The following is a 19,582-nucleotide window of genomic DNA, read 5'->3' on the forward strand; positions in this document are numbered from 1 at the left end:
GTAATGGGAAGGTTGAGCTTGCATCGCTAACACCATGATGTTATTTTAGTTACGGCCGCTGCGCTTGACGCCGATACGGCTGGCGTTAGCCTCCACTGAAACAGATTGTTTTAGTTCCGGCATGACGCCAATCAGAGACGGCGTTAGCCTCCACTGAAACTTGGTTTTGTTAACATGATAAAAAGCCCGTCGGGAGTCACAGTGCCCAATACTGACAAGCGAAATCGTTTCAAAGCCACCGTTATAGCGGCGGCTCTTGCTGTCCTGCCCTTGGCCGCAAGTGCCGCCGGCCTGGGCAAGATTACCGTGCTCTCGGCCATGGGGCAGCCACTCAGGGCTGAGCTTGAAGTTACCGCGACGCGCGATGAGGCGCCTTCCCTGGTCGCCAGGGTGGCGGCGGTCGAAGCTTTCCGCCAGGCCGGAATCGAATACTCGTCTGCGTTGGCGACCTTGCGTTTTTCACGCGACATCAAGGAGCGCGGTGGACGTCGCTACCTCGAAGTAACTACCGATCGCCCCTTGAACGAGCCCTTCATCGACATGCTGGTCGAATTGAATTGGGCGTCGGGGCGGCTGGTCCGCGAATACACTTTCCTGCTGGACCCCCCTGATCTCGCTCCACGGACCGCTCCGGCCCCCGTTGCGGCACCCGAGGTCAGGACCGAGCCTGCAATCGCCAAACCGGCAGAGAAGCCCGCGACGGCGATGCCCGCGCAGGCGCAGCCGGTGATCGACAGCCGTCCCGCGGCATCGAAGCCAATGGCCGAGAAGCCCGCGGCAAAACCGGCCGGTGGCGGTTCGCGCACGGTGGTTTCAGGAGATACCCTGGGCAAGATTGCGGCGCAGACCAGGCCGGAGGGCGTCAGCCTGGATCAGATGCTGGTTTCCTTGTTCCGCAGCAACAAGGATGCATTTGACGGCGGCAACATGAATCGCCTCAAGGCCGGCAAGATTCTTTCGATTCCCGACGCCGAAACCGTGGGCGGAGTTTCCGCCGGCGAGGCGCACAAGGAGGTTATTGCCCAGGCCGCCGATTTCAATGCCTATCGCAAGCGCCTGGCATCTGCCGCCGCTGCCGAGCCGGCCAGGGATCAGGTGGCGAAGCAGTCCGTCAGCGGCAAGATCGCGCCGAAGGTGGAAGACAAGGCGCCGGCCGCCACGGGCAAGGACAAGCTTGAAGTTTCGCGCACCGAAGCGGCGAAGGACGCCAAAGGCAAACCCTTGCAGGGCCGCATCGCAACGCTTGAAGAAGACATCGTGGCACGCGACCGGGCACTCAAGGAGGCGAGCAGTCGCATCGCCGATCTGGAAAAGAATCTCAATGACCTGAAGAGGCTTGCCGAGCTGAAGAGCCAGGCCGGCACCGACCTGCAAAAACAGGCTCAGGCCGCAAAGCCGGCTCCGGCTGAAGTCAAGAAGCCGGATGCTCCGGCGCCGGCTCCTGCCAAGCTTGCAGAGGCGCCGAAGGCGGCGGAACCGGCGAAGCCGGCCGAAGCTTCCAAGGCGGTTGAACCGCCGAAACCGGCCGAGGCCGCCAAGCCGGCAGAAGCGCCGAAGCCCGGCGAGGCAGCGAAACCTGCCGATGCCGCCGCTGCGGCCAAGCCGGCAGAGGAGGGTGCGAAGCCGGCCGAGGCGCCCAAGCCGCCTGCGCCGAAGAAGAAATTTGTTCCACCGCCCCCGCCTCCTCCCGAGCCGGACTTCATCGAGGAAAACGCGCCGCTGGTATTCGGCGGCGGTGCCGTGCTGGCACTTCTGTTCGGATGGCTGGGAATTTCCGCGCTCCGCAAGAAGCGCGCGGCGGCGGCTGAAGCCAATGCCACGATGGCCGAGACCGATCTTTCTGCGCATTCCGTATTCAGCACCACCACGGTAGCGCCCCCTCCGAGCGAGCAGGAACCCAGCCAGTTCAGTTCCACCGGCATGGGCATGGCCGCGCATCAGGAGACGGTTGATCCCGTTGTCGAAGCCGATACCTTCCTTGCGTTCGGCCGCGATGCCCAGGCGGAAGAAATTCTTCTGGAAGCCCTGAAGGCTGATCCGCAGCGACAGGCAGTGCATCTGAAACTGCTCGACATCTATGCCGCGCGCAAGAATGTTTCCCAGTTTGAATCCGTGGCCAAGGAACTGCATATCCTGACCGGCGGTACCGGGGCGAACTGGGAGAAGGCCGCGACCATGGGCGCGGGCCTGGATCCGGCGAATTCCCTCTACACCTCGATGTCCTCGGAGGCAGCGGCTTCCGCCGCACCGGAAATGGACGCCACGACGGTCTTCCAGGCCGCACCGGCGATCGAGCAGCCTGCTCCGCAGGCCGCAGAAGCAGCGCCGACCGAGGCGGCGGCCCTGGATTTCGATCTGGATATCGGTACCGCAGGCCCCGCTGAGGCGGCGCCGATGGCCGAGGCCGAAGCTGTGGCGCTGGATTTCGATCTTGACCTGGGGGCGCCTGAGGCTGCCCAGGCCCCGGCGATGGCTCCTGCGGCAGAAGTGAAGAGTGAATCGGCTGGACTGGATATCAATTTCGACATGCCGACCAAGGATTCGGCGGCGGTCGGACTTGATTTCCCGCTTGCCGCGGAGACACCAGCGGCGGCGCCGGAAGTGCCGGCAGCAGCACCGGAAGTGCCGGCAGCCGATTCCGGCAGCATCGATTTCGAGTTCGATTTGGGAACGCCGGTTGCCGAAGCGGCTCCGGAGCCTTTGTCCGCGGTATCCCTTGAACTTCCCGAGTTGGCTGCCGCGCCCGCACCGGCGGCGACACCGCTCGATCTGGGCGGCATCAGCCTCGAACTGGAGACGCCAGCGGCGTCCGCAGGCGCTGACGCAGCGCAGCCTGACAATCCTGAAGTGGCCACCAAGCTGGAGCTGGCAATGGCCTATGAGGAAATGGGCGATCGCGACGGTGCCCGCGAGTTGTACCAGGAGGCCCTCGCCGAAGGCAGCCCGGCGCAGCAGCAGGCAGCGCGCGCCAAGCTTGACGGCCTCGGCTGATCAATCCTGCCCTCCCGGCGCCGGTGCGCCGGGAGATGTTATCGCCGTGAAACGCCCGTACCCCGCCAGCCTGATACTGCTCGGCCTGGCTGTGCTTTTCGCGGCATCTTCCCGCGATGGGACGGCCTTGCTCCTCGGTAGCTTTGGACTTGCCCTGACGGCGCTGATCGCAGCGTCATCCCATCTGGGTTTGTTGTTGCGCCGCAGCCGCTGGTTGCTGCTCACCATGCTGGTGATGTTCGGCTGGTTCACCCCGGGGACTCCGCTGTCGGGCATTCCCGGAGCAAGCCAGGAAGGCCTGCTGCTCGCCGCCCAGAATCTGGCGCGTCTGCTGATCGCGCTTTCGATCGTCGCCTTGATGCTCAAAGCCTTGCCTGTGCCCGATCTGGTTGCGGGAATGCGCGCGCTGCTGGTCCCGCTTGAATTGCTGAATGTTTCCCGTGACCGGATTGCCGTGCGCCTGGCGCTGACGCTGAACGAGGTGGAAAGCTCAAGGCACGGGGTTCGCGGCGAGGCGGAACGTGTGGCAGCCACGCTGACACTTCCGGCATCCGGTTTTGGTGTCGCCGACGCAATTGCCGGCGCATTGACAGTCGCCTTGCTTGTTGGCGCGTGGCTGGCATGAGAATCGCGCTCACGCTCGAATACGATGGTTCCGGCTTCTGCGGCTGGCAGTCGCAGGCTGGCGGAGGCGCGGTACAGGACGCGCTGGAGTCCGCATTGTCCCTGGTCGCCGATGCGCCGATACGCGTGGCTTGTGCCGGGCGTACCGATGCCGGAGTGCATGCGATCGGGCAGGTAGTGCATTTCGATACCGCGGCCCTTCGTCCGGATACGGCATGGGTACGCGGCGTCAATTCGCATCTGCCGGCCAGCGTCGCCGTACGCTGGGCGCAGTCCGTGCCCGACGATTTTCACGCCCGTTTTTCCGCGACCGGCAGGCGTTATCGCTATGTGCTGCTCAATCGCGGCGAGCGGCCCGGCCTCATGGCGAAGCGTGTCGGCTGGTTTCATCGCCCGCTGGACGCCGATGCGATGCAGGCAGCGGCGGGCTTGCTGCTCGGCGAGCACGATTTCTCCGCCTTTCGTGCCGTCGAATGCCAGGCGAAGTCGCCGGTCAAGACCCTGCGTCGCGCCGACGTGACGCGTCACGGCGACCTGCTGGTGTTCGACTTCGAAGCCAGCGCATTCCTGCATCACATGGTGCGCAACATCGTCGGCGCGCTGGTGTATGTCGGCAAGGGGGCGCATCCGCCGGAATGGGTCGGCGAGCTTCTGGCCGGCCGCGATCGGGCGCGCGCGGCGCCGACTTTCGAAGCCTGCGGCCTGTATTTTGCCGGGGTCGATTATGATCCGGTCTGGCAATTGAAAGTCGGCGCTGGCGACACGGCGCTGCTCCTGCCCTGAACTCATGACCCGCACCCGAATCAAGATCTGCGGCATCACCCGCGAGGAAGACCTTGCCGCCGCCGTCGCCGCCGGCGCCGATGCGCTCGGCTTCGTTTTCTATGCGCCCAGCCCGCGTTATGTAACGATCGAGCGGGCGGCGCAATTGATGGCGCAGGTGCCGGCATTCGTCACCAAAGTCGGGCTTTTCGTCAACGCAGAACCGCAGGCCGTGCGTGAAACGATGGCCCAGGTGCCACTCGACCTGCTGCAGTTCCACGGCGATGAAGACGCGGCATATTGCGCAGCTTTCGGCCGCCCCTGGATCAAGGCGGCACGCGTGAGGCCGGGCTTCGATTTGCTAGAATACGCGTCGCTGTTCGCCAAGGCTCCCGGCGTCTCGGGCCTGTTGCTGGATGCCCATGTCGAAGGCTACGGCGGCGGCGGCAAAACCTTCGACTGGACCCTGATTCCACGGAACCTGTCGCTGCCTGTGATCCTGTCCGGCGGGCTGCATCCGGGCAACGTTGCCGAGGCGGTTCGCACAGTGCGACCGTGGGCGGTGGATGTCAGCAGCGGCGTCGAGGCCGCCCGTGGCATCAAGGATGCGCAGAAGATCATCGAATTCATTGCCGGAGTGCGAGAAGCAGATGCAGGACCTTCCCTATAACTTGCCCGATGCGGGCGGCCACTTCGGCCCCTACGGCGGTGTCTTCGTCGCCGAGACGCTGATGCCGGCCCTGGCCGAACTGCGCGCGGCCTATGCCGCCGCGCAGGCCGATCCCGAATTCCGCGCCGAGTACGAATACGACCTCAAGCACTATGTCGGCCGGCCCAGCCCGATCTATCACGCCAAGCGCTGGTCGGGCCTGCTGGGCGGCGCGCAGATCTATCTGAAGCGCGAAGACCTCAACCACACCGGCGCGCACAAGATCAACAACTGCATCGGCCAGGCGCTGCTGGCGCGACGCATGGGCAAGCCGCGCGTGATCGCGGAGACCGGCGCCGGCCAGCACGGTGTCGCCACCGCCACGGTGGCCGCCCGCTACGGCATGGAATGCGTGGTCTACATGGGCTCCGAGGACGTCAGGCGCCAGGCCGCCAACGTGTATCGCATGAAGCTGCTGGGGGCCAAGGTTGTTCCCGTGGAATCCGGCTCGAAGACGCTCAAGGATGCCTTGAACGAGGCCATGCGCGACTGGGTGACCAACATCGGCAACACCTTTTACATCATCGGCACGGTGGCCGGCCCGCATCCCTATCCGATGATGGTGCGCGACTTCCAGGCGGTGATCGGCGAGGAGTGCAAGACGCAGATGCCGGAACTCGCCGGCCGCCAGCCCGATGCCGTAATCGCCTGCGTCGGTGGTGGCTCCAATGCCATGGGCATTTTCTATCCCTACATTCCGGTGGCGGGCGTCAAGCTGATCGGGGTCGAAGCCGCCGGCCACGGTCTCGATTCGGGCAAGCATTCCGCTTCGCTGACCGCCGGCCGCTCCGGCGTGCTGCATGGCAATCGCACCTATCTGCTGCAGGACGAAAACGGTCAGGTGATCGAGACGCATTCGATCTCCGCCGGCCTCGACTATCCCGGCGTCGGCCCCGAGCACGCCTGGCTCAAGGATTCGGCGCGGGCTGACTACGTCACGATCACCGACGGCGAAGCCTTGCAGGCCTTTCATGACCTGTGTCATTTCGAGGGCATCATTCCGGCGCTCGAATCCAGCCACGCGCTGGCCTATGCGGCGAAGCTGGCCCCGACCTTGCCGAAAGACAAGCTGCTGCTGGTCAATCTTTCGGGTCGCGGCGACAAGGACATGCACACCGTCGCCGATGCGTCCGGCATCAAGTTCTGACTTCATATATTCATGTCACGCATCCAGACCACATTTGCAGCTCTCGCCGCGCAAGGCCGCAAGGCCCTGATCCCGTTCATCACCGCCGGCGATCCGCATCCCGACCTCGGCTTGCCGCTGATGCGGGCACTGGTGGCGGGCGGCGCCGACATCATCGAACTCGGCGTGCCGTTTTCCGATCCGATGGCGGATGGGCCGACCATCCAGCGCGCCTCGGAGCGGGCATTGGCGCACGGCATGAGCCTGCGCCGCGTGCTGGCGCTGGTACAGGAATTCCGCAAGGAAAATGCGACGACGCCGGTGGTGCTGATGGGCTATGCCAATCCGGTCGAAGCCTACGGCATCGAGGCTTTTGCCCGCGATGCGCGTGAAGCCGGTGTCGATGGCGTGCTGGTGGTCGATTACCCGCCGGAGGAATGTGTCGGATTTGCCGCCGTGATGAAGCGGGCGGACATCGATCCGATTTTCCTGCTGGCGCCGACATCCACCGAGCAGCGCTACGACGAAGTGGGCCAGATCGGCAGTGGTTACATCTACTATGTATCTCTGAAGGGTGTCACCGGATCGGGCAACCTCGATCTGGACGAAGTTGCGCGGCGCATTCCCCTGATTCGGGAGAGGGTCGGGATGCCGGTCGGCGTCGGCTTCGGCATCCGCGACGGCGCCACCGCCGCACGCATCGCCGCGGTAGCGGATGCGGTGGTGATCGGCAGCCGCATCATCGAGGAAATCGAACAGGGTCCGGCAGACGAGTCGCCGGCCCGTGTCGCCAAACTGCTGGCGGGGATTCGTGCCGCCATGGACCAGGAGACGGGACGATGAGCTGGCTACAAAAACTGCTGCCCCCAAAGATCAAGCGCTCGGAAGGCGTGCGCAAGTCGATTCCCGAGGGGCTGTGGGCCAAGTGCCCGGCCTGCGAAGCCGTGCTCTACAGCACCGACCTGGAAAACAACCAGAACGTCTGTCCGAAGTGCTCCCATCACCTTCGCCTGCGCGCCCGCGCCCGGCTGGATGCCTTGCTCGACCCCGAAGGCCGCTTCGAGATCGGCACCGAGGTCCTGCCGATGGATCCGCTCAAGTTCAAGGACAGCAAGCGCTACGTGGACCGCCTCGCCGCCGCAAACGAGGACACCGGCGAAGCCGATGCCATGGTGGTGATGCAGGGCGCGATCAAGACCGTGCCGGTGGTGGTCGCCTGTTTCGAATTCGAGTTCCTCGGCGGTTCGATGGGCGCCGTGGTCGGCGAGCGTTTCGTGCGCGGCGTCAAGGCGGCGATCGAACTGCAATCGCCCTTCATCTGCATCACCGCTTCGGGCGGTGCGCGCATGCAGGAAGGCCTGTTCTCCCTGATGCAGATGGCCAAGACCACGGCCGCCGTGACACAGCTGGCGCATCACCAGCTGCCTTTCATCAGTTTGTTGACCGATCCCACCATGGGCGGTGTTTCCGCTTCCTTCGCCTTCGTCGGCGATGTGGTGATCGCCGAACCGGGCGCGCTGATCGGCTTCGCCGGGCCGCGTGTGATCGAGCAGACGGTACGCGAGACCTTGCCCGAAGGATTCCAGCGCGCCGAATTCCTGATCGAAAAAGGCGCCATCGACATGATCGTCGACCGGCGCGAACTGCGCGACAAGCTCGCCTCCCTGATTACGCTCCTGCAGCGCGTGCCGGCAGCTTGATGCCGTTCTCGGCACCGGGTTTGCCGGATACCGGCCTGGACGGCTGGCTGGCGCACCTCGAAGCCCTGCATCCGCGTGGCAGCGCCGGCATCGAGCTTGGCCTGGAGCGGGTAGCCGCCGTCAAGTCGCGGCTCGGCCAGCGCGAGACCTGTCCGGTGATCCTGGTCGGCGGCACCAACGGCAAAGGCTCGACCTGCGCCATGCTGGAACGCATCCTGCTCGCCGCCGGCTATCGCGTCGGGCTCTACACCTCGCCGCATCTACTGCATTACAACGAGCGGGTCAGGATCAACGCTGTTGCAGCCGATGACGCCAGTCTGTGCGATGCGTTCGTCCGCGTCGAACAGGCGCGTGGCGATGCCGCGCTGACCTATTTCGAGTTCGGCACCCTGGCGGCCTGGGAAGTGTTTGCGGCGGCGGGTCTCGATGCCGTCATTCTCGAAGTCGGTCTCGGCGGCAGGCTCGACGCCACCAATGTCTACGAGCCGGCGTGCGCCATCGTCACCGGCATCGATCTCGATCACATGGATTTCCTCGGCGACGATCGCGAGGCCATCGGCCGTGAAAAGGCCGGGATTTTTCGTGCCGGAGTGCCGGCGATCTGCGGCGATCCGAAACCACCGCAGTCCCTGCTCAGTCATGCCGGCGCGGTCGGCGCCAGGCTCCAGGTCATGGGCCGCGATTTCGGCTATCAGCGGCAGGAGCAGCAATGGTTGTACTGGTCGCGTCCGGCCGATGCCGCGGAAATCCGCCGTGGCGGGCTGGCCTTCCCGGCCTTGCGCGGCGACCAGCAACTGGCCAACGCCGCCTGTGCGCTGGCCGCGCTCGATGCCCTGCACCACCGGCTGCCGGTGGCGATGAAGGACATCCGGCAAGGACTGATCGAAGTCGAGCTGGCGGGACGTTTCCAGGTCTTGCCGGGCCGTCCGGCCGTGGTGCTCGACGTCGCCCACAATCCGCAGGCGGCGCGCGTGCTGGCCGCCAATCTGGGCAACATGGGCTTTCATCGCAACACCTGGGCCGTGTTCGGCATGCTCGCGGACAAGGACATCGACGGCGTGATCGATGCCCTGGGCGAGCGGGTGACGCACTGGCTGCCATGCACCCTGGAAGGTCGCCGTGCCGCCAGCGCCGACTCCCTGGCGAGCCTGTTGCGGGCCCGCGGAATGACGGTGCAGGAAGAGTTCGAATCGCCCGCGACGGCGCTTCTTTACGCGCAAGAGAACGCGGGCGAAGATGATAGAATCCTCGCCTTCGGATCCTTCCTCACTGTTGCTGCGGCCATGCAATTGCTTGGCCGGCCAGCGTAACCACGATGGCGGAACAAGACACCTCGCCGGACGCAGATTTGCAACTGAAGAAGCGCGCTCGCCGCCGGCTGGTCGGCGCCGTCGCGCTGGCGCTGTTTGCGGTCATCATCCTGCCGATGGTCATGGATCGCGAGCCGCGTCCCTTGAGCCAGGATATCCAGGTGCGCATCCCCAGCCAGGATTCGACCGGACTCGCGTCGAGGGTCATTCCCGGCAAGCCCGCAGCGACGCCCATGCCCGCGCCCGAGTCGAAACCGGCGGCGGAACAGAAACCCGAAGTCCCTGCGAAGCCCGAACCGGCTGCCGCAGTTCCCGCTGCGGCAGCCCCCGCTGCAAACACCAAGCCAGCCCCCGCAGCGGCAGTCATGCCGGTCGCAAAACCCGCGGAAAAGCCCGTGGAAAAGCCGGCCGCGCCCGAGAAGAAGGCCGAAACAGTTGAAAAACCGGCGACCAAGACGAGCACGGAGGCCAAGCCGGCTGTCGATGCGTCCGGCCAGTGGGTGGTTCAGTTGGGCGCTTACAAGGAAGCGGGCAACGTCAAAGTGTTGTTGTCCAAGCTGAAGGGTATCGGCGTGCCGGCGTACACGGAAAAGTTCGACTCGCCGCAAGGGCCGCGCACCCGTGTTCGGGCTGGGCCCTTCGCCAGTCAGGATGCGGCCGAAAAGGCTCGCGCGAGAATCAAGATCATCGGCGTAGACGGCCCGGTCGCACCAAAGTAGGGCGATGACCGCGTTCGATTACGCCGTGCTGACGGTAATTGCGGCGTCGGTGCTGTTGGGCTTGTGGCGTGGCGTGGTCAGCGAGATACTGGCGCTGGCGGCGTGGGTGGTGGCGTTTCTGGTGGCCCGTGCGCAAGGCTCGCAGGTGGCGGACTGGCTGACCGGACAGATTGCCGAACCCGGCATGCGGCTGGCGGCGGCGTATGTGTTGATTTTTGTCGGTGTCTTGCTGGTCTTCGCAATAGCGCGCATGATTATTTCGCTGATGCTGAAGGCGGTGGGTTTGGGTTTGCTGGATCGCTTGCTGGGTGCCGCTTTTGGTGTCTTGCGCGGCGTGTTGGTGGTGTGGGTGGCAGTACTGGTGGCGGGCATGACGCCGCTGCCAAAAACTGACTGGTGGCGCGACGCGATGCTGGCGCCGCCGCTGGAAACCGCGGTGATCGCGGCAAAGCCCTGGTTGCCGGCGGAAGCGGCAAAACGGATTCGGTTTCGATAGAGGAAGATGACCATCCCCCCTTCCCCCTTCCCGGGGAAGGGGACGATAATTGTTCGCGGGCGTTGCCCGCTTCATGTTTTGGCCGCTCCTCCTTGGGGCGGCCCTGCGGAGAAGGACCATGTGCGGAATTCTGGGTGTGGTGGCCACCACGCCGGTGAATCAGTTGCTCTACGACGGCTTGCAGGTGCTCCAGCACCGCGGCCAGGATGCCGCCGGCATCGCCACGGCGGAGGGCGGGCGCTTCCACATGCACAAGGGTTCCGGTCTGGTGCGCGATGTTTTCCGCACCCGCAACATGCGCAGCCTGATGGGCAACTGGGGCATCGGCCATTGCCGTTATCCCACCGCCGGTTCGGCCGACAACGCCGCCGAGGCGCAGCCCTTCTATGTCAATTCGCCCTTCGGCCTGATGCTGGCGCACAACGGCAACCTGACCAATGCCGACCAGCTGAAGCAGGACATGTTCCTGCAGGACCTGCGCCACATGAACACCAACTCCGATTCGGAGGTGCTGCTCAACGTGCTGGCGCACGAATTGCAGGCCGCGTCGACCAAGTATCAGGTGGACGCCGAGACCATTTTCAAGGCGGTGGCCGGCGTGCATCGCCGCGTCAAGGGTGCCTACGCCGTGGTGGCGATGATCGCCGGCTACGGCCTGCTGGCCTTCCGCGATCCCTACGGCATTCGCCCGCTGGTGATGGGCCGCAACGAAACATCCGAAGGCATGGAATACATGGTCGCCTCCGAGAGCGTGGCGATCGACACGCTGGGCTTCAAGATGCTGCGCGACGTCGAACCGGGCGAGGCGGTGCTGATCGACATGCGCGGCAACTTCGTCAGCCGGCAGTGCGCCGAACGCACGCTGCATGCGCCCTGCATGTTCGAGTACGTCTACCTGGCGCGTCCGGATTCCGTGATGGACGGAATATCGGTGTATGAGACGCGGGCCAAGATGGGCGACTTCCTTGCCGACAAGATCCGCCTGACCATGCCGAATCTGGCGATCGACGCAGTGATCCCGATTCCCGATTCCAGCCGCCATTCGGCGATGGAGCTGGCGGCGCGCCTCAAGCTTCCGTATCGCGAGGGCTTCGTCAAGAACCGCTACATCGGGCGCACCTTCATCATGCCGGGGCAGGCCACGCGGCGCAAATCCGTGCGGCAGAAGCTCAACGCCATCAGCCAGGAATTCAAGGGACGCAACGTGCTGCTGGTCGACGATTCCATCGTGCGCGGCACCACCAGTCGCGAGATCATCATGATGGCGCGCGAAGCCGGGGCGAAGAAGGTTTATTTCGCTTCCGCCTCGCCGCCGGTGCGTTTTGCCAATGTCTATGGCATCGACATGCCGACGCGCAGCGAGCTGATCGCCGCCTTCCGCAATGACGAGGAAATCTGCCGCGAGATCGGTGCCGACGCACTGATCTACCAGGATCTCGACGACCTCAAGGCGGCAGTGCGCGCCATCAATCCCGCGGTGACCCAGTTCGAGACTTCCTGTTTCGACGGCAGCTACATCACCGGCGATGTCACCGCGACCTACCTGCAGAACATGGAGCACAAGCGTTCCCAGCCGCCGCTGCCGGCGTCGGATGACCAGGACGGCTTCGACGGGCCGGATGGAGAACAACTCGACCTGAACCTGGTGCAGGCGGGATGAGCGTGCCGGACAATCCGGGCTGGTCCTTCGACACGCTTGCGGTACGCGCCGGGCAGGAACGCAGCCAGTTCAACGAACACTCGGAGGCGCTCTACCTCACCTCCAGCTTCGTCTTCGAAAACGCAGCGCAGGCGGCGGCACGTTTCTCGGGAGAGGAGCCGGGTAACGTCTATGCCCGCTTCACCAATCCCACCGTCACTACCATGCAGGAGCGCCTGGCGGCGCTGGAAGGCGCCGAGGCCTGCGTCGCCACCGCCACCGGCATGGCGGCGATCCTGTCCACGGTAATGGCGCTGATGAAATCGGGCGAGCATATCGTCGCCTCGCGCAGCATCTTCGGCGCCACGCAGCAACTGTTCGGCACCATCCTGCCGCGCTTCGGCGTGGAGACCGCGTTCGTCGATCAGGGCAGCGTCGAGGCCTTCCGCGCCGCGCTGCGCCCGACCACGAAGCTGGTCTTCATCGAGACGCCGTCGAACCCCCTGACCGAAGTCTTCGACATCGCCGCGTTGGCCGAAGTGGCGCACACCGCGGGCGCGCTGCTGGTGGTGGACAACTGCTTCTGCACGCCGGCGTTGCAGCGTCCCCTTGAACTGGGTGCCGATCTGGTGATTCATTCCGCCACCAAGTATCTGGACGGGCAAGGCCGGGTGCTGGGCGGCGCGGTTTGCGGCTCCAAACCACTGACCGATGAAGTTTTCAAGTTCCTGCGCACCGCCGGGCCGACCTTGTCGCCGTTCAATGCGTGGGTGATTCTCAAGGGTCTGGAAACCTTGTCGGTGCGCATGAAGGCGCAATCGGCGAATGCGCTCGAACTCGCACAATGGCTCGAAGCCCAGCCGCAGGTGGCACGCGTCCATTACCCCGGACTGGCCTCGCATCCGCAGCATGTGCTGGCGATGCGCCAGCAGGCCAGCGGCGGCGCCATCGTCTCGTTCGAGGTCAAGGGGGGGCGTGAGGCCGCATGGCGGGTGGTGGACAACTGCCGCCTGCTGTCGATCACCGCCAACCTGGGCGACACCAAGACCACCATCACGCATCCAGCCTCTACCACGCACGGACGCATCACCGCCGAAGCGCGGGCGGCGTCGGGCATAGGCGAGGGCTTGTTGCGAATTGCGGTCGGGCTGGAGAGTCCGGCCGACCTGAAGGCCGACCTGGCGCGGGGATTGGTCTAGGCCGACAGGTCGATGCGGCGGATGCCGGCCGCGTCGATTTCCAAGGCGTCACCGCGTCCGGTATCCCAATCGGAAAGCACCCAGCGTTCAGCGTTGCCGGACGCCAACTGAATCACCTCGTGTCCGGGCCGGTGCGTGTGGCCGTGGATCAGCCGGGTGCAGCCGTGGGCCGTCAGTGCCTCGCGTATCGAGGCATTGTTGGCATCCATGATTGCGGCCGTCTTGCCCTGCATTGCCTCTGCGCTGCGGCGGCGCAGGTTTTCCACTTCGGCACGGCGTTCTGCCAGGGGGCGGGCAAGAAACGTCCGCTGCCAGTCCGGCGACCGCACCATGCGCCGGAACTCCTGATAGGGAATGTCGTCCGTACACACGGTATCACCATGCATCAGCAAAGTCGCCGTACCGCCAGCGCCGACTGTCTCGACGTCGCTGAGCAGGCGCATGCCGGCGGCGGCGGCGAAGGTCCCGCCGATCAGGAAGTCGCGGTTGCCGGCGATGAAATATATCCGCGTACCCCGGTCCGCCAGGTCACGCAGCAGTTTGCAGACTTGCGCATTGAACGGATCGGCCAGGTCGTCGTCACCGATCCAGTATTCGAACAGATCGCCGAGGATGAACAGGGCTTCGATCTTTGCCGCGGCGGTATCGGCCAGAAAGGCCGCGAAGCGCGCGGTCAGGTCGGGCCGTTCGGCCCGCAGGTGCAGGTCGGAAATGAAGCGGGCGGTTCCGGCGATGGTCAGCATGGAACCGCGCCGGGCTATCAGACGACTTCGGCGCGCTCGATGACGACGTCTTCGGCGGGCACGTTCTGGTGGAAGCCCTTGTTGCCGGTCTTCACCGACTTGATCTTGTCCACCACATCCTGGCCTTCGACGACGCGGCCGAAGACGCAATAGCCCCAGCCATCCTGGCATTTGTCATTGTCGAGGAAGTCGTTGTCGCCGACGTTGATGAAAAACTGCGCAGTGGCCGAGTGCGGGTCGCTGGTGCGCGCCATGGCGACGGTGTAGCGCTCGTTGCGCAGTCCGTTCCTGGCTTCGTTCTCGATCGGGTCGCGGACCGGTTTCTGGTCCATGCCCGGCTCGAAGCCGCCGCCCTGGATCATGAAGCCGTCGATCACGCGATGGAAAATCGTGTTGTCGTAGTGGCCGGACTCGACGTAGGCGAGAAAGTTGGCGGCGCTCTTGGGCGCCTTTTCGGCGTCGAGTTCGAGCGTGATGGCGCCGAGGCTGGTGGTGAGCTTGATCATGGTGTGTCGTCCTGTGTGGATTATTTTTTGGCCGGAGCCGGAACCGGTGCGGGCAGCAGCTTGACGGATTCAATCAGGATCGGCGTGGCCGGCACGTTCTGGTGCGGGCCGGCGTTTGTCGTCTGCACCGTGGCGATTTTCTGCACTACGTCGAAGCCTTGCACGACCTTGCCGAAGACGGCGTAGCCCCAGCCGTCGCGTCCCGGGTAATCGAGAAAGCTGTTGTCCTTGAGATTGATGAAGAACTGCGCGCTGGCGGAATGCGGGTCCATGGTGCGTGCCATGGCCAGCGTGCCGGTTTCGTTCTTCAGCCCGTTCTTGGCTTCGTTCTGGATGTTGGCGCGGGTTTCCTTCTGCTTCATGTCCGGCGTGAAGCCGCCGCCCTGGATCATGAAGCCCGGAATCACGCGGTGGAAGATGGTGCCGTTGAAGAAGCCATCCTTGGCGTATTGCAGGAAGTTCTCCACGGTTTTCGGCGCCTTGTCCTGATACAGCTCGATGGTCAGCGTGCCCTGCGAGGTCTTCACCTCAAGCATGGGGTTGGCGGCATGCGCAGCGATGCCGAACAAAAGCGCAAAGACAAAAAGAAACAGGCGATGCATGGAGCCTCCGGGGTTTGAACGTGAATGGGGAATGTGAAACGTGCGCGGGACGCGAATTCTTACGCGGCGCCTTCGAAAACGATCTTCCAGTGGCCGCCTTCCTTGATCCAGTACTGGCGCTTCTTCATCTGGTTCGAAAGATTGCTGGAGCGGTAATCCTGTTCGAAGGTAACGACGACGTGTTCTTCCTTGCCGGGATTGCGGAACATGCTGATGTTGCCGGTGCCGACCTTGATCCAGCTCTTGCCGGCATTGACCTTGCGCTTCTGTTCGACCCAGCCCTGGTAGGTCTGGCCGTCGGCATTGAACTTGTGCGAGTAATGCCGCGCGTAGTGGCCGACGTCGCGGCTTTCCCAGTCCTGCCGCCATTCCTCGATCACCTTGAGCAGCGAGCTGCGTTCGTTCTGCCAGTCGTCGAGTGAAAGCCATTCGATGCTGTTGCTGATGATGACCGGCGTGAGGCCGACCTGCAGGCTTTTCGACAGGCTGTCGAGATCCTGGTTGGCCAGCACCACGCAGCCGTCGGAGGCCTTCGGCGGCCGCGAGAAGGTGTCGGACGGCGTGCCGTGCAGCCAGATGCCGTGGCCGTTTCGCCCCTGGCGCTTGTCCCAGTCGTTGGGATAGTTGATGGGGAAGGCGCCGCTGCCGTAGAAGTCGGTCAGCTTCTGGCGCGGCAGGCTGGAGGTGACGTGATAGACGCCGATCGGCGTCTTCTTGTCGCCTTCGCGGGCTTTTTCGGCGCCGAGCTTGCCTTGCGAAATGTAGTAGTCGGCGATGAAGCGCGGCGTGCCGTTGTCATTCTGGTAGAGATAGAGCCGCGATTTCTGCGTATCCACCACCACCGCATGCTTCTGCTCCGGGTGCATCTGCAGCAGGTAGCGCGGCACGTAGTCAGCCGGGGGCTTGGTGCGGTAGCCCTTGAGGCGGACGATGGCTTCGTCGCGCAGGTCGGCGATCTTTTCTCCCGCCGCCGGTCCGCCGCCCTCGCCAAAGGACATCAGGGGGCGCGAACGGGCCAGCAGCAGATCGCCCTTGACCAGATGTGCCAGGCGGAAATTCGGATAGGCCTTGATCAGCATTTCCGTCTGCTGCATGGCGACGTCGAGCCGGTTGGCCTCGATGGCGTCGAATACTTTGGCCAGCAGCGGCTCCGGTCCCGAATCGGTATAGATCGCCTCGACCGCCGGGCCGCCGGCGTCCTTCTTGAGATGCTTGGGCGCCTTGCCGGCAGCGCCGACCGTGCCTGCCGCAAGCAGCAGGCCGCAGGCCGTGGCAATCGCCAGTGAGCGCGACAGGCCGGCCATCAGCTACCGACCCGCTCCTGCAGGATCTGCCACTTGCCGTCGCGCTTGCCCATCAGCAGCACCTTGTTGCTGGAGGTCTTGAGCGACGCCGACTTGTAATGCTGGCGGAATTTCACCGTGGCGGTTTCGCCATCGACGGCGATGCGCAGGTTCTCATAGCTGACCTGGATGGCGCCCGGCTTGGCGATGCGCTTCTGCCGTTCGGCATCCCATGCCGAACGCGATTCGCCGGACGGGGTCTTGAAGTCGCGGGCGTAGGCGGCGAGATAAGCCTTCACGTCCTTGCGCGACCAGGCGGCGGCCCACAGGTCGATCGCCTTGGTAATTTCGGCATTGGCGTCGCCGGCGGCTTTCGCCACGGCCGGCTTGGGGGCTTCGACCGGCTTGGCCGGGGAGGCGACAGGCACCGCGGCCGGGGTGGCGGGGGCGGCGGTTGCGGGTGCGGCCGTTCCGGGTGCGGCCGGCTTGGGCGCTTCGGCAATCTTCACGGGTTCGGGCGGGCGTACCTCGGCAACCGGCTTGGTGACCTTGCCGGGGCGGTTGGCCGTGCTCATCAGGTCGCGAATCAGGGCCAGCTTGTTCTGCGCGCTGGAGTTCGACGAATCGATCTGCAGCGCCTTGTCATAGGCCTGGCTGGCGAGCCGCGCATAGATGTCGCCGAGGTTCTCGTGGGCGGTGGCGTAGGAGGGATGGGTGCGGATGGCCATTTCCAGCGCCTGCTTGGCCTTGTCGTACTGCTTCTGCTGGGCGTAGATAACGGCGAGGTTGTTGTAGGGCTCGGGCAGTTCCGGGAAATCCTCGGTCAGCTTGGAGAAGATGGCGATCGCCTCGTTCGGCTTGTTCATCTCGGTCAGCACGATGCCCTTGAGAAAGCGGCCCTGGGCGTCCTTCGGCTTGCCTGCCAGATACTTGTCCACCTGTTCCAGCGCCTGGGCGTGCTGCCCCTGCTTGACCAGCTTGCTGATGTCCTGCAGGGCGTCGGCGTGGGCGGCGGGCGCCAGTGCCAGAAGGGCGATGGACATGGCAGATGCCAGCAGGCGGGCGGCATTGAGGCGGATTTGGGTCATGGTGTATGGACTTTTCTTTGACGGTTGCCCGTAAACGAAGTTTCAGTGGAGTAACGTCGGCTTTGTCGGCGTTAAGCGTAGCGGTCGTGACTAAAATGAATTTCGCGGGGACAAACCATGCTGGATTCAGCCTCGGATTCTAACAAGAAGCCCCCCTGTCCCACAACCTGAAGCGTTTGATGAATGGGCCGATAATGCCGGCCTTTCGTACCCATTTTTTTGCTTAAACCCGCCGTTTCGGTGATTTTTGTTACGGCCGCCATACCGGCGCCGATAGAATGCCGACCTTGGCTTCCACTGCACCCATATTTTTTCCGCCATGCTGAAGATCTACAACACCCTGGCCCGCGAAAAGCAGGTCTTCGTTCCCATCGAGCCCGGCCGCGTCAACATGTACGTCTGCGGCATGACGGTGTATGACTTCTGCCACCTCGGGCATGCCCGCGTGCTGGTGGTGTTCGACATGGTGGCGAGATGGCTGCGGGCCAGCGGCTACGAAGTGAAATACGTGCGCAACATCACCGACATCGACGACAAGATCATCCGCCGCGCGCAGGAAAACGGCGAAACCATCCGGCAACTCACCGACCGTTTCATCGCGGCGATGAACGAGGATGCCGGCGCGCTGGGCGTGCTGCGTCCCGACGCCGAGCCGCGCGCCACCGAGTTCGTGGCGCAGATGCTGGACATGATCGGCACGCTGGAAAAACAGGGCTATGCCTATGTCGCCGGGAGCAACGACGTCTGTTACTCGGTGCGCAAGTTCGACGGCTACGGCAAGCTTTCCGGCAAGTCGCTGGAAGACCTGCGCGCCGGCGAGCGGGTCGATGTCATGGCCGGCAAGCATGATCCGCTCGATTTCGTGCTGTGGAAGCACGCGCGGGACGACGAACCCGCCGAAGTGAAATGGCCCTCGCCCTGGGGTCCGGGCCGGCCGGGCTGGCACATCGAGTGCTCGGCCATGGGATCGGAACTGCTCGGCCGGCATTTCGACATCCACGGTGGTGGCCAGGACCTCCAGTTTCCGCATCACGAAAACGAGATCGCCCAGTCCGAAGGCGCCCACCAGTGCCAGTACGTGAATTACTGGATGCACAACGGTTTCGTGCGGGTCGATGACGAAAAGATGTCCAAGTCGCTGGGCAACTTCTTCACCATCCGCGAAGTGCTGAAACAGTACGACGCCGAGGTGGTGCGCTTCTTCATCCTGCGCGCCCACTATCGAAGCCCGCTCAACTATTCGGACGTCCATCTCGACGACGCGCGGCACGCATTGACCCGGCTTTACACGGCGCTCAAGAGCTTCGCCGGCGAGGCGGCGGTGGACTGGAGCGAAGCCCATGCCGTGCGTTTCAAGGCCGCGCTGGACGACGACTTCGGCACGCCGGAAGCGATGGCCGTGCTGTTCGATCTGGCGAGCGCCGTGAATCGCGGCGAAGCGGCGCTGGCCGGGCAGCTCAAGGCGCTGGGTGGCGTGCTCGGCCTGCTCCAGCGCGACCCGCAAGGCTTCCTCCAGGCCGCGCCCGAAGGTGGTTTGAGCAACGCGGAGATCGAGGCGAAAGTCGGCGCCCGCGCCACGGCGAAGAAGGCGAAGAACTTTGCCGAATCCGACCGCATCCGCGATGAACTCAAGGCGGCCGGCATCGTGCTGGAGGATGGGCCGCAGGGAACGACCTGGCGCCGGGCCTGATCAGGTATCCCCCGCCGCCGGATGCGTTCAGGCGGTGATATTGATGGTCTTGCCGGTGACTTGTCCCATGACGTTCAGGAAAGTCTGTTCCTGATCCTGCCGCTCTTCCTCGGGCTGGCCTGACTTGCCATTGCGGCGGGATTCGCGGCCGGATTGCTCCTTGGCATCCTGCCTGGGATGCACCGCCTGGACACTGAGAGTGGGCTGTACGGTATCAATTGTCATGATCGAATCCCTCCGTCATGACCCATATAACGGCACGCGTCGCGCTGCCTTAAGTGTTTTTCATGTGATTAATACATTGAAAAGAAGGGTAATTCTGTAGTTTTGGCGGTCTTTGGCCGTTACGGCCCACTTGCCCCGATTCCTGCAGACCCTGCGAAGCAGGAACCTCG

Annotated in this window: 19 protein-coding genes; 13 read left to right on the top strand and 6 right to left on the bottom strand. The window is 64.2% G+C overall.

From position 1 onward, the window contains the following. Positions 1-270 precede the first annotated feature (270 nt). The 12 genes from SUTH_RS06450 to SUTH_RS06505 all read left to right on the top strand — a co-directional run bounded on the left by SUTH_RS06450 (position 271) and on the right by SUTH_RS06505 (position 13,275). A complete protein-coding gene (locus SUTH_RS06450) occupies positions 271-2,991 on the top strand; it encodes a FimV/HubP family polar landmark protein (RefSeq protein ID WP_052473353.1) in 2,721 nt (906 codons plus the stop codon). Continuing rightward, the gene (locus SUTH_RS06455; protein WP_171817327.1) at positions 2,975-3,616 is read left to right on the top strand and encodes a CbiQ family ECF transporter T component; all 642 of its coding nucleotides are present in this window, start codon (positions 2,975-2,977) and stop codon (positions 3,614-3,616) included. Before SUTH_RS06450 ends, SUTH_RS06455 begins: the two co-directional genes overlap by 17 nt. Continuing rightward, a complete protein-coding gene (gene truA / locus SUTH_RS06460) occupies positions 3,613-4,398 on the top strand; it encodes a tRNA pseudouridine(38-40) synthase TruA (protein WP_041098005.1) in 786 nt (261 codons plus the stop codon). Before SUTH_RS06455 ends, truA begins: the two co-directional genes overlap by 4 nt. Positions 4,399-4,402: 4 nt before the next feature. Then, positions 4,403-5,047 carry a phosphoribosylanthranilate isomerase gene (locus tag SUTH_RS06465; protein WP_041098007.1) on the top strand — a complete coding sequence of 215 codons (645 nt, stop codon included), beginning with the start codon at positions 4,403-4,405 and terminating at the stop codon, positions 5,045-5,047. Beyond that, positions 5,028-6,233, top strand: a complete 1,206-nt coding sequence (gene trpB, locus SUTH_RS06470; protein WP_041098009.1) for a tryptophan synthase subunit beta — start codon at positions 5,028-5,030, stop codon at positions 6,231-6,233. The genes SUTH_RS06465 and trpB overlap by 20 nt, the downstream gene beginning before the upstream one ends. Positions 6,234-6,245: 12 nt before the next feature. Next, positions 6,246-7,055: a tryptophan synthase subunit alpha gene (gene trpA, locus SUTH_RS06475; RefSeq protein ID WP_041098011.1), complete on the top strand. Its 810-nt coding sequence runs from the start codon at positions 6,246-6,248 to the stop codon at positions 7,053-7,055. After that, positions 7,052-7,912: an acetyl-CoA carboxylase, carboxyltransferase subunit beta gene (accD, locus tag SUTH_RS06480; protein WP_041098013.1), complete on the top strand. Its 861-nt coding sequence runs from the start codon at positions 7,052-7,054 to the stop codon at positions 7,910-7,912. The genes trpA and accD overlap by 4 nt, the downstream gene beginning before the upstream one ends. After that, the gene (gene folC, locus SUTH_RS06485; RefSeq protein WP_041098015.1) at positions 7,912-9,222 is read left to right on the top strand and encodes a bifunctional tetrahydrofolate synthase/dihydrofolate synthase; all 1,311 of its coding nucleotides are present in this window, start codon (positions 7,912-7,914) and stop codon (positions 9,220-9,222) included. Before accD ends, folC begins: the two co-directional genes overlap by 1 nt. A gap of 5 nt (positions 9,223-9,227) precedes the next feature. Beyond that, on the top strand, positions 9,228-9,941 hold the full coding sequence (locus tag SUTH_RS06490; RefSeq protein ID WP_041098016.1) for an SPOR domain-containing protein: 714 nt from the start codon (positions 9,228-9,230) through the stop codon (positions 9,939-9,941). Between the two features lie 4 nt (positions 9,942-9,945). Next, a complete protein-coding gene (locus SUTH_RS06495; RefSeq protein WP_041098019.1) occupies positions 9,946-10,437 on the top strand; it encodes a CvpA family protein in 492 nt (163 codons plus the stop codon). Positions 10,438-10,555: 118 nt separating this feature from the next. After that, positions 10,556-12,097, top strand: coding sequence for an amidophosphoribosyltransferase (gene purF / locus SUTH_RS06500; protein ID WP_041098020.1), 1,542 nt, complete (start codon positions 10,556-10,558; stop codon positions 12,095-12,097). After that, positions 12,094-13,275, top strand: coding sequence for an O-succinylhomoserine sulfhydrylase (locus tag SUTH_RS06505; protein ID WP_041098022.1), 1,182 nt, complete (start codon positions 12,094-12,096; stop codon positions 13,273-13,275). The genes purF and SUTH_RS06505 overlap by 4 nt, the downstream gene beginning before the upstream one ends. Here SUTH_RS06505 and SUTH_RS06510 read toward each other — a convergent pair. Genes SUTH_RS06510 through SUTH_RS06530 form a run of 5 tightly spaced genes read right to left on the bottom strand, consistent with a single transcriptional unit; the run spans position 13,272 to position 17,497 of the window. After that, a complete protein-coding gene (locus SUTH_RS06510; RefSeq protein ID WP_041098025.1) occupies positions 13,272-14,018 on the bottom strand; it encodes a UDP-2,3-diacylglucosamine diphosphatase in 747 nt (248 codons plus the stop codon). The two genes, SUTH_RS06505 and SUTH_RS06510, sit on opposite strands and share 4 nt — an antisense overlap. 17 nt (positions 14,019-14,035) lie before the next feature. After that, positions 14,036-14,524, bottom strand: coding sequence for a peptidylprolyl isomerase (locus tag SUTH_RS06515; RefSeq protein ID WP_041098027.1), 489 nt, complete (start codon positions 14,522-14,524; stop codon positions 14,036-14,038). A gap of 20 nt (positions 14,525-14,544) precedes the next feature. Then, entirely contained in the window at positions 14,545-15,126 is a 582-nt protein-coding gene (locus SUTH_RS06520; RefSeq protein ID WP_052473358.1) for a peptidylprolyl isomerase, read from the bottom strand. 59 nt (positions 15,127-15,185) lie between these two features. After that, complete coding sequence (locus SUTH_RS06525) at positions 15,186-16,430, bottom strand: L,D-transpeptidase family protein (RefSeq protein ID WP_084207284.1); 1,245 nt, start codon at positions 16,428-16,430, stop codon at positions 15,186-15,188. Continuing rightward, complete coding sequence (locus SUTH_RS06530; protein WP_041098029.1) at positions 16,430-17,497, bottom strand: nuclear transport factor 2 family protein; 1,068 nt, start codon at positions 17,495-17,497, stop codon at positions 16,430-16,432. The genes SUTH_RS06525 and SUTH_RS06530 overlap by 1 nt, the downstream gene beginning before the upstream one ends. 319 nt (positions 17,498-17,816) lie before the next feature. Between SUTH_RS06530 and cysS the strand changes: the two genes are divergently transcribed. Further along, complete coding sequence (cysS, locus tag SUTH_RS06535; protein ID WP_041098031.1) at positions 17,817-19,187, top strand: cysteine--tRNA ligase; 1,371 nt, start codon at positions 17,817-17,819, stop codon at positions 19,185-19,187. Between the two features lie 27 nt (positions 19,188-19,214). Here cysS and SUTH_RS06540 read toward each other — a convergent pair whose 3' ends face one another. Further along, complete coding sequence (locus SUTH_RS06540; protein WP_041098033.1) at positions 19,215-19,412, bottom strand: hypothetical protein; 198 nt, start codon at positions 19,410-19,412, stop codon at positions 19,215-19,217. Between the last annotated feature and the right edge of the window lie 170 nt (positions 19,413-19,582).

This window comes from Sulfuritalea hydrogenivorans sk43H, from assembly GCF_000828635.1.
In the GTDB taxonomy this organism is placed as follows: Bacteria; Pseudomonadota; Gammaproteobacteria; order Burkholderiales; family Rhodocyclaceae; genus Sulfuritalea; species Sulfuritalea hydrogenivorans.

Excerpts from the sequence above, each read along its gene's own strand:
- SUTH_RS06520 (WP_052473358.1), bottom strand. The coding sequence starts at position 15,126 with ATGCATCGCCTGTTTCTTTTTGTCTTTGCGCTTTTGTTCGGCATCGCT.
- folC (WP_041098015.1), top strand. The coding sequence starts at position 7,912 with ATGCCGTTCTCGGCACCGGGTTTGCCGGATACCGGCCTGGACGGCTGG.
- SUTH_RS06505 (WP_041098022.1), top strand. The coding sequence starts at position 12,094 with ATGAGCGTGCCGGACAATCCGGGCTGGTCCTTCGACACGCTTGCGGTA.
- trpA (WP_041098011.1), top strand. The coding sequence starts at position 6,246 with ATGTCACGCATCCAGACCACATTTGCAGCTCTCGCCGCGCAAGGCCGC.
- SUTH_RS06465 (WP_041098007.1), top strand. The coding sequence starts at position 4,403 with ATGACCCGCACCCGAATCAAGATCTGCGGCATCACCCGCGAGGAAGAC.
- purF (WP_041098020.1), top strand. The coding sequence starts at position 10,556 with ATGTGCGGAATTCTGGGTGTGGTGGCCACCACGCCGGTGAATCAGTTG.
- SUTH_RS06490 (WP_041098016.1), top strand. The coding sequence starts at position 9,228 with ATGGCGGAACAAGACACCTCGCCGGACGCAGATTTGCAACTGAAGAAG.
- SUTH_RS06495 (WP_041098019.1), top strand. The coding sequence starts at position 9,946 with ATGACCGCGTTCGATTACGCCGTGCTGACGGTAATTGCGGCGTCGGTG.
- SUTH_RS06525 (WP_084207284.1), bottom strand. The coding sequence starts at position 16,430 with ATGGCCGGCCTGTCGCGCTCACTGGCGATTGCCACGGCCTGCGGCCTG.
- SUTH_RS06530 (WP_041098029.1), bottom strand. The coding sequence starts at position 17,497 with ATGACCCAAATCCGCCTCAATGCCGCCCGCCTGCTGGCATCTGCCATG.
- SUTH_RS06510 (WP_041098025.1), bottom strand. The coding sequence starts at position 14,018 with ATGCTGACCATCGCCGGAACCGCCCGCTTCATTTCCGACCTGCACCTG.
- accD (WP_041098013.1), top strand. The coding sequence starts at position 7,052 with ATGAGCTGGCTACAAAAACTGCTGCCCCCAAAGATCAAGCGCTCGGAA.
- SUTH_RS06515 (WP_041098027.1), bottom strand. The coding sequence starts at position 14,524 with ATGATCAAGCTCACCACCAGCCTCGGCGCCATCACGCTCGAACTCGAC.
- SUTH_RS06540 (WP_041098033.1), bottom strand. The coding sequence starts at position 19,412 with ATGACAATTGATACCGTACAGCCCACTCTCAGTGTCCAGGCGGTGCAT.
- trpB (WP_041098009.1), top strand. The coding sequence starts at position 5,028 with ATGCAGGACCTTCCCTATAACTTGCCCGATGCGGGCGGCCACTTCGGC.
- cysS (WP_041098031.1), top strand. The coding sequence starts at position 17,817 with ATGCTGAAGATCTACAACACCCTGGCCCGCGAAAAGCAGGTCTTCGTT.
- truA (WP_041098005.1), top strand. The coding sequence starts at position 3,613 with ATGAGAATCGCGCTCACGCTCGAATACGATGGTTCCGGCTTCTGCGGC.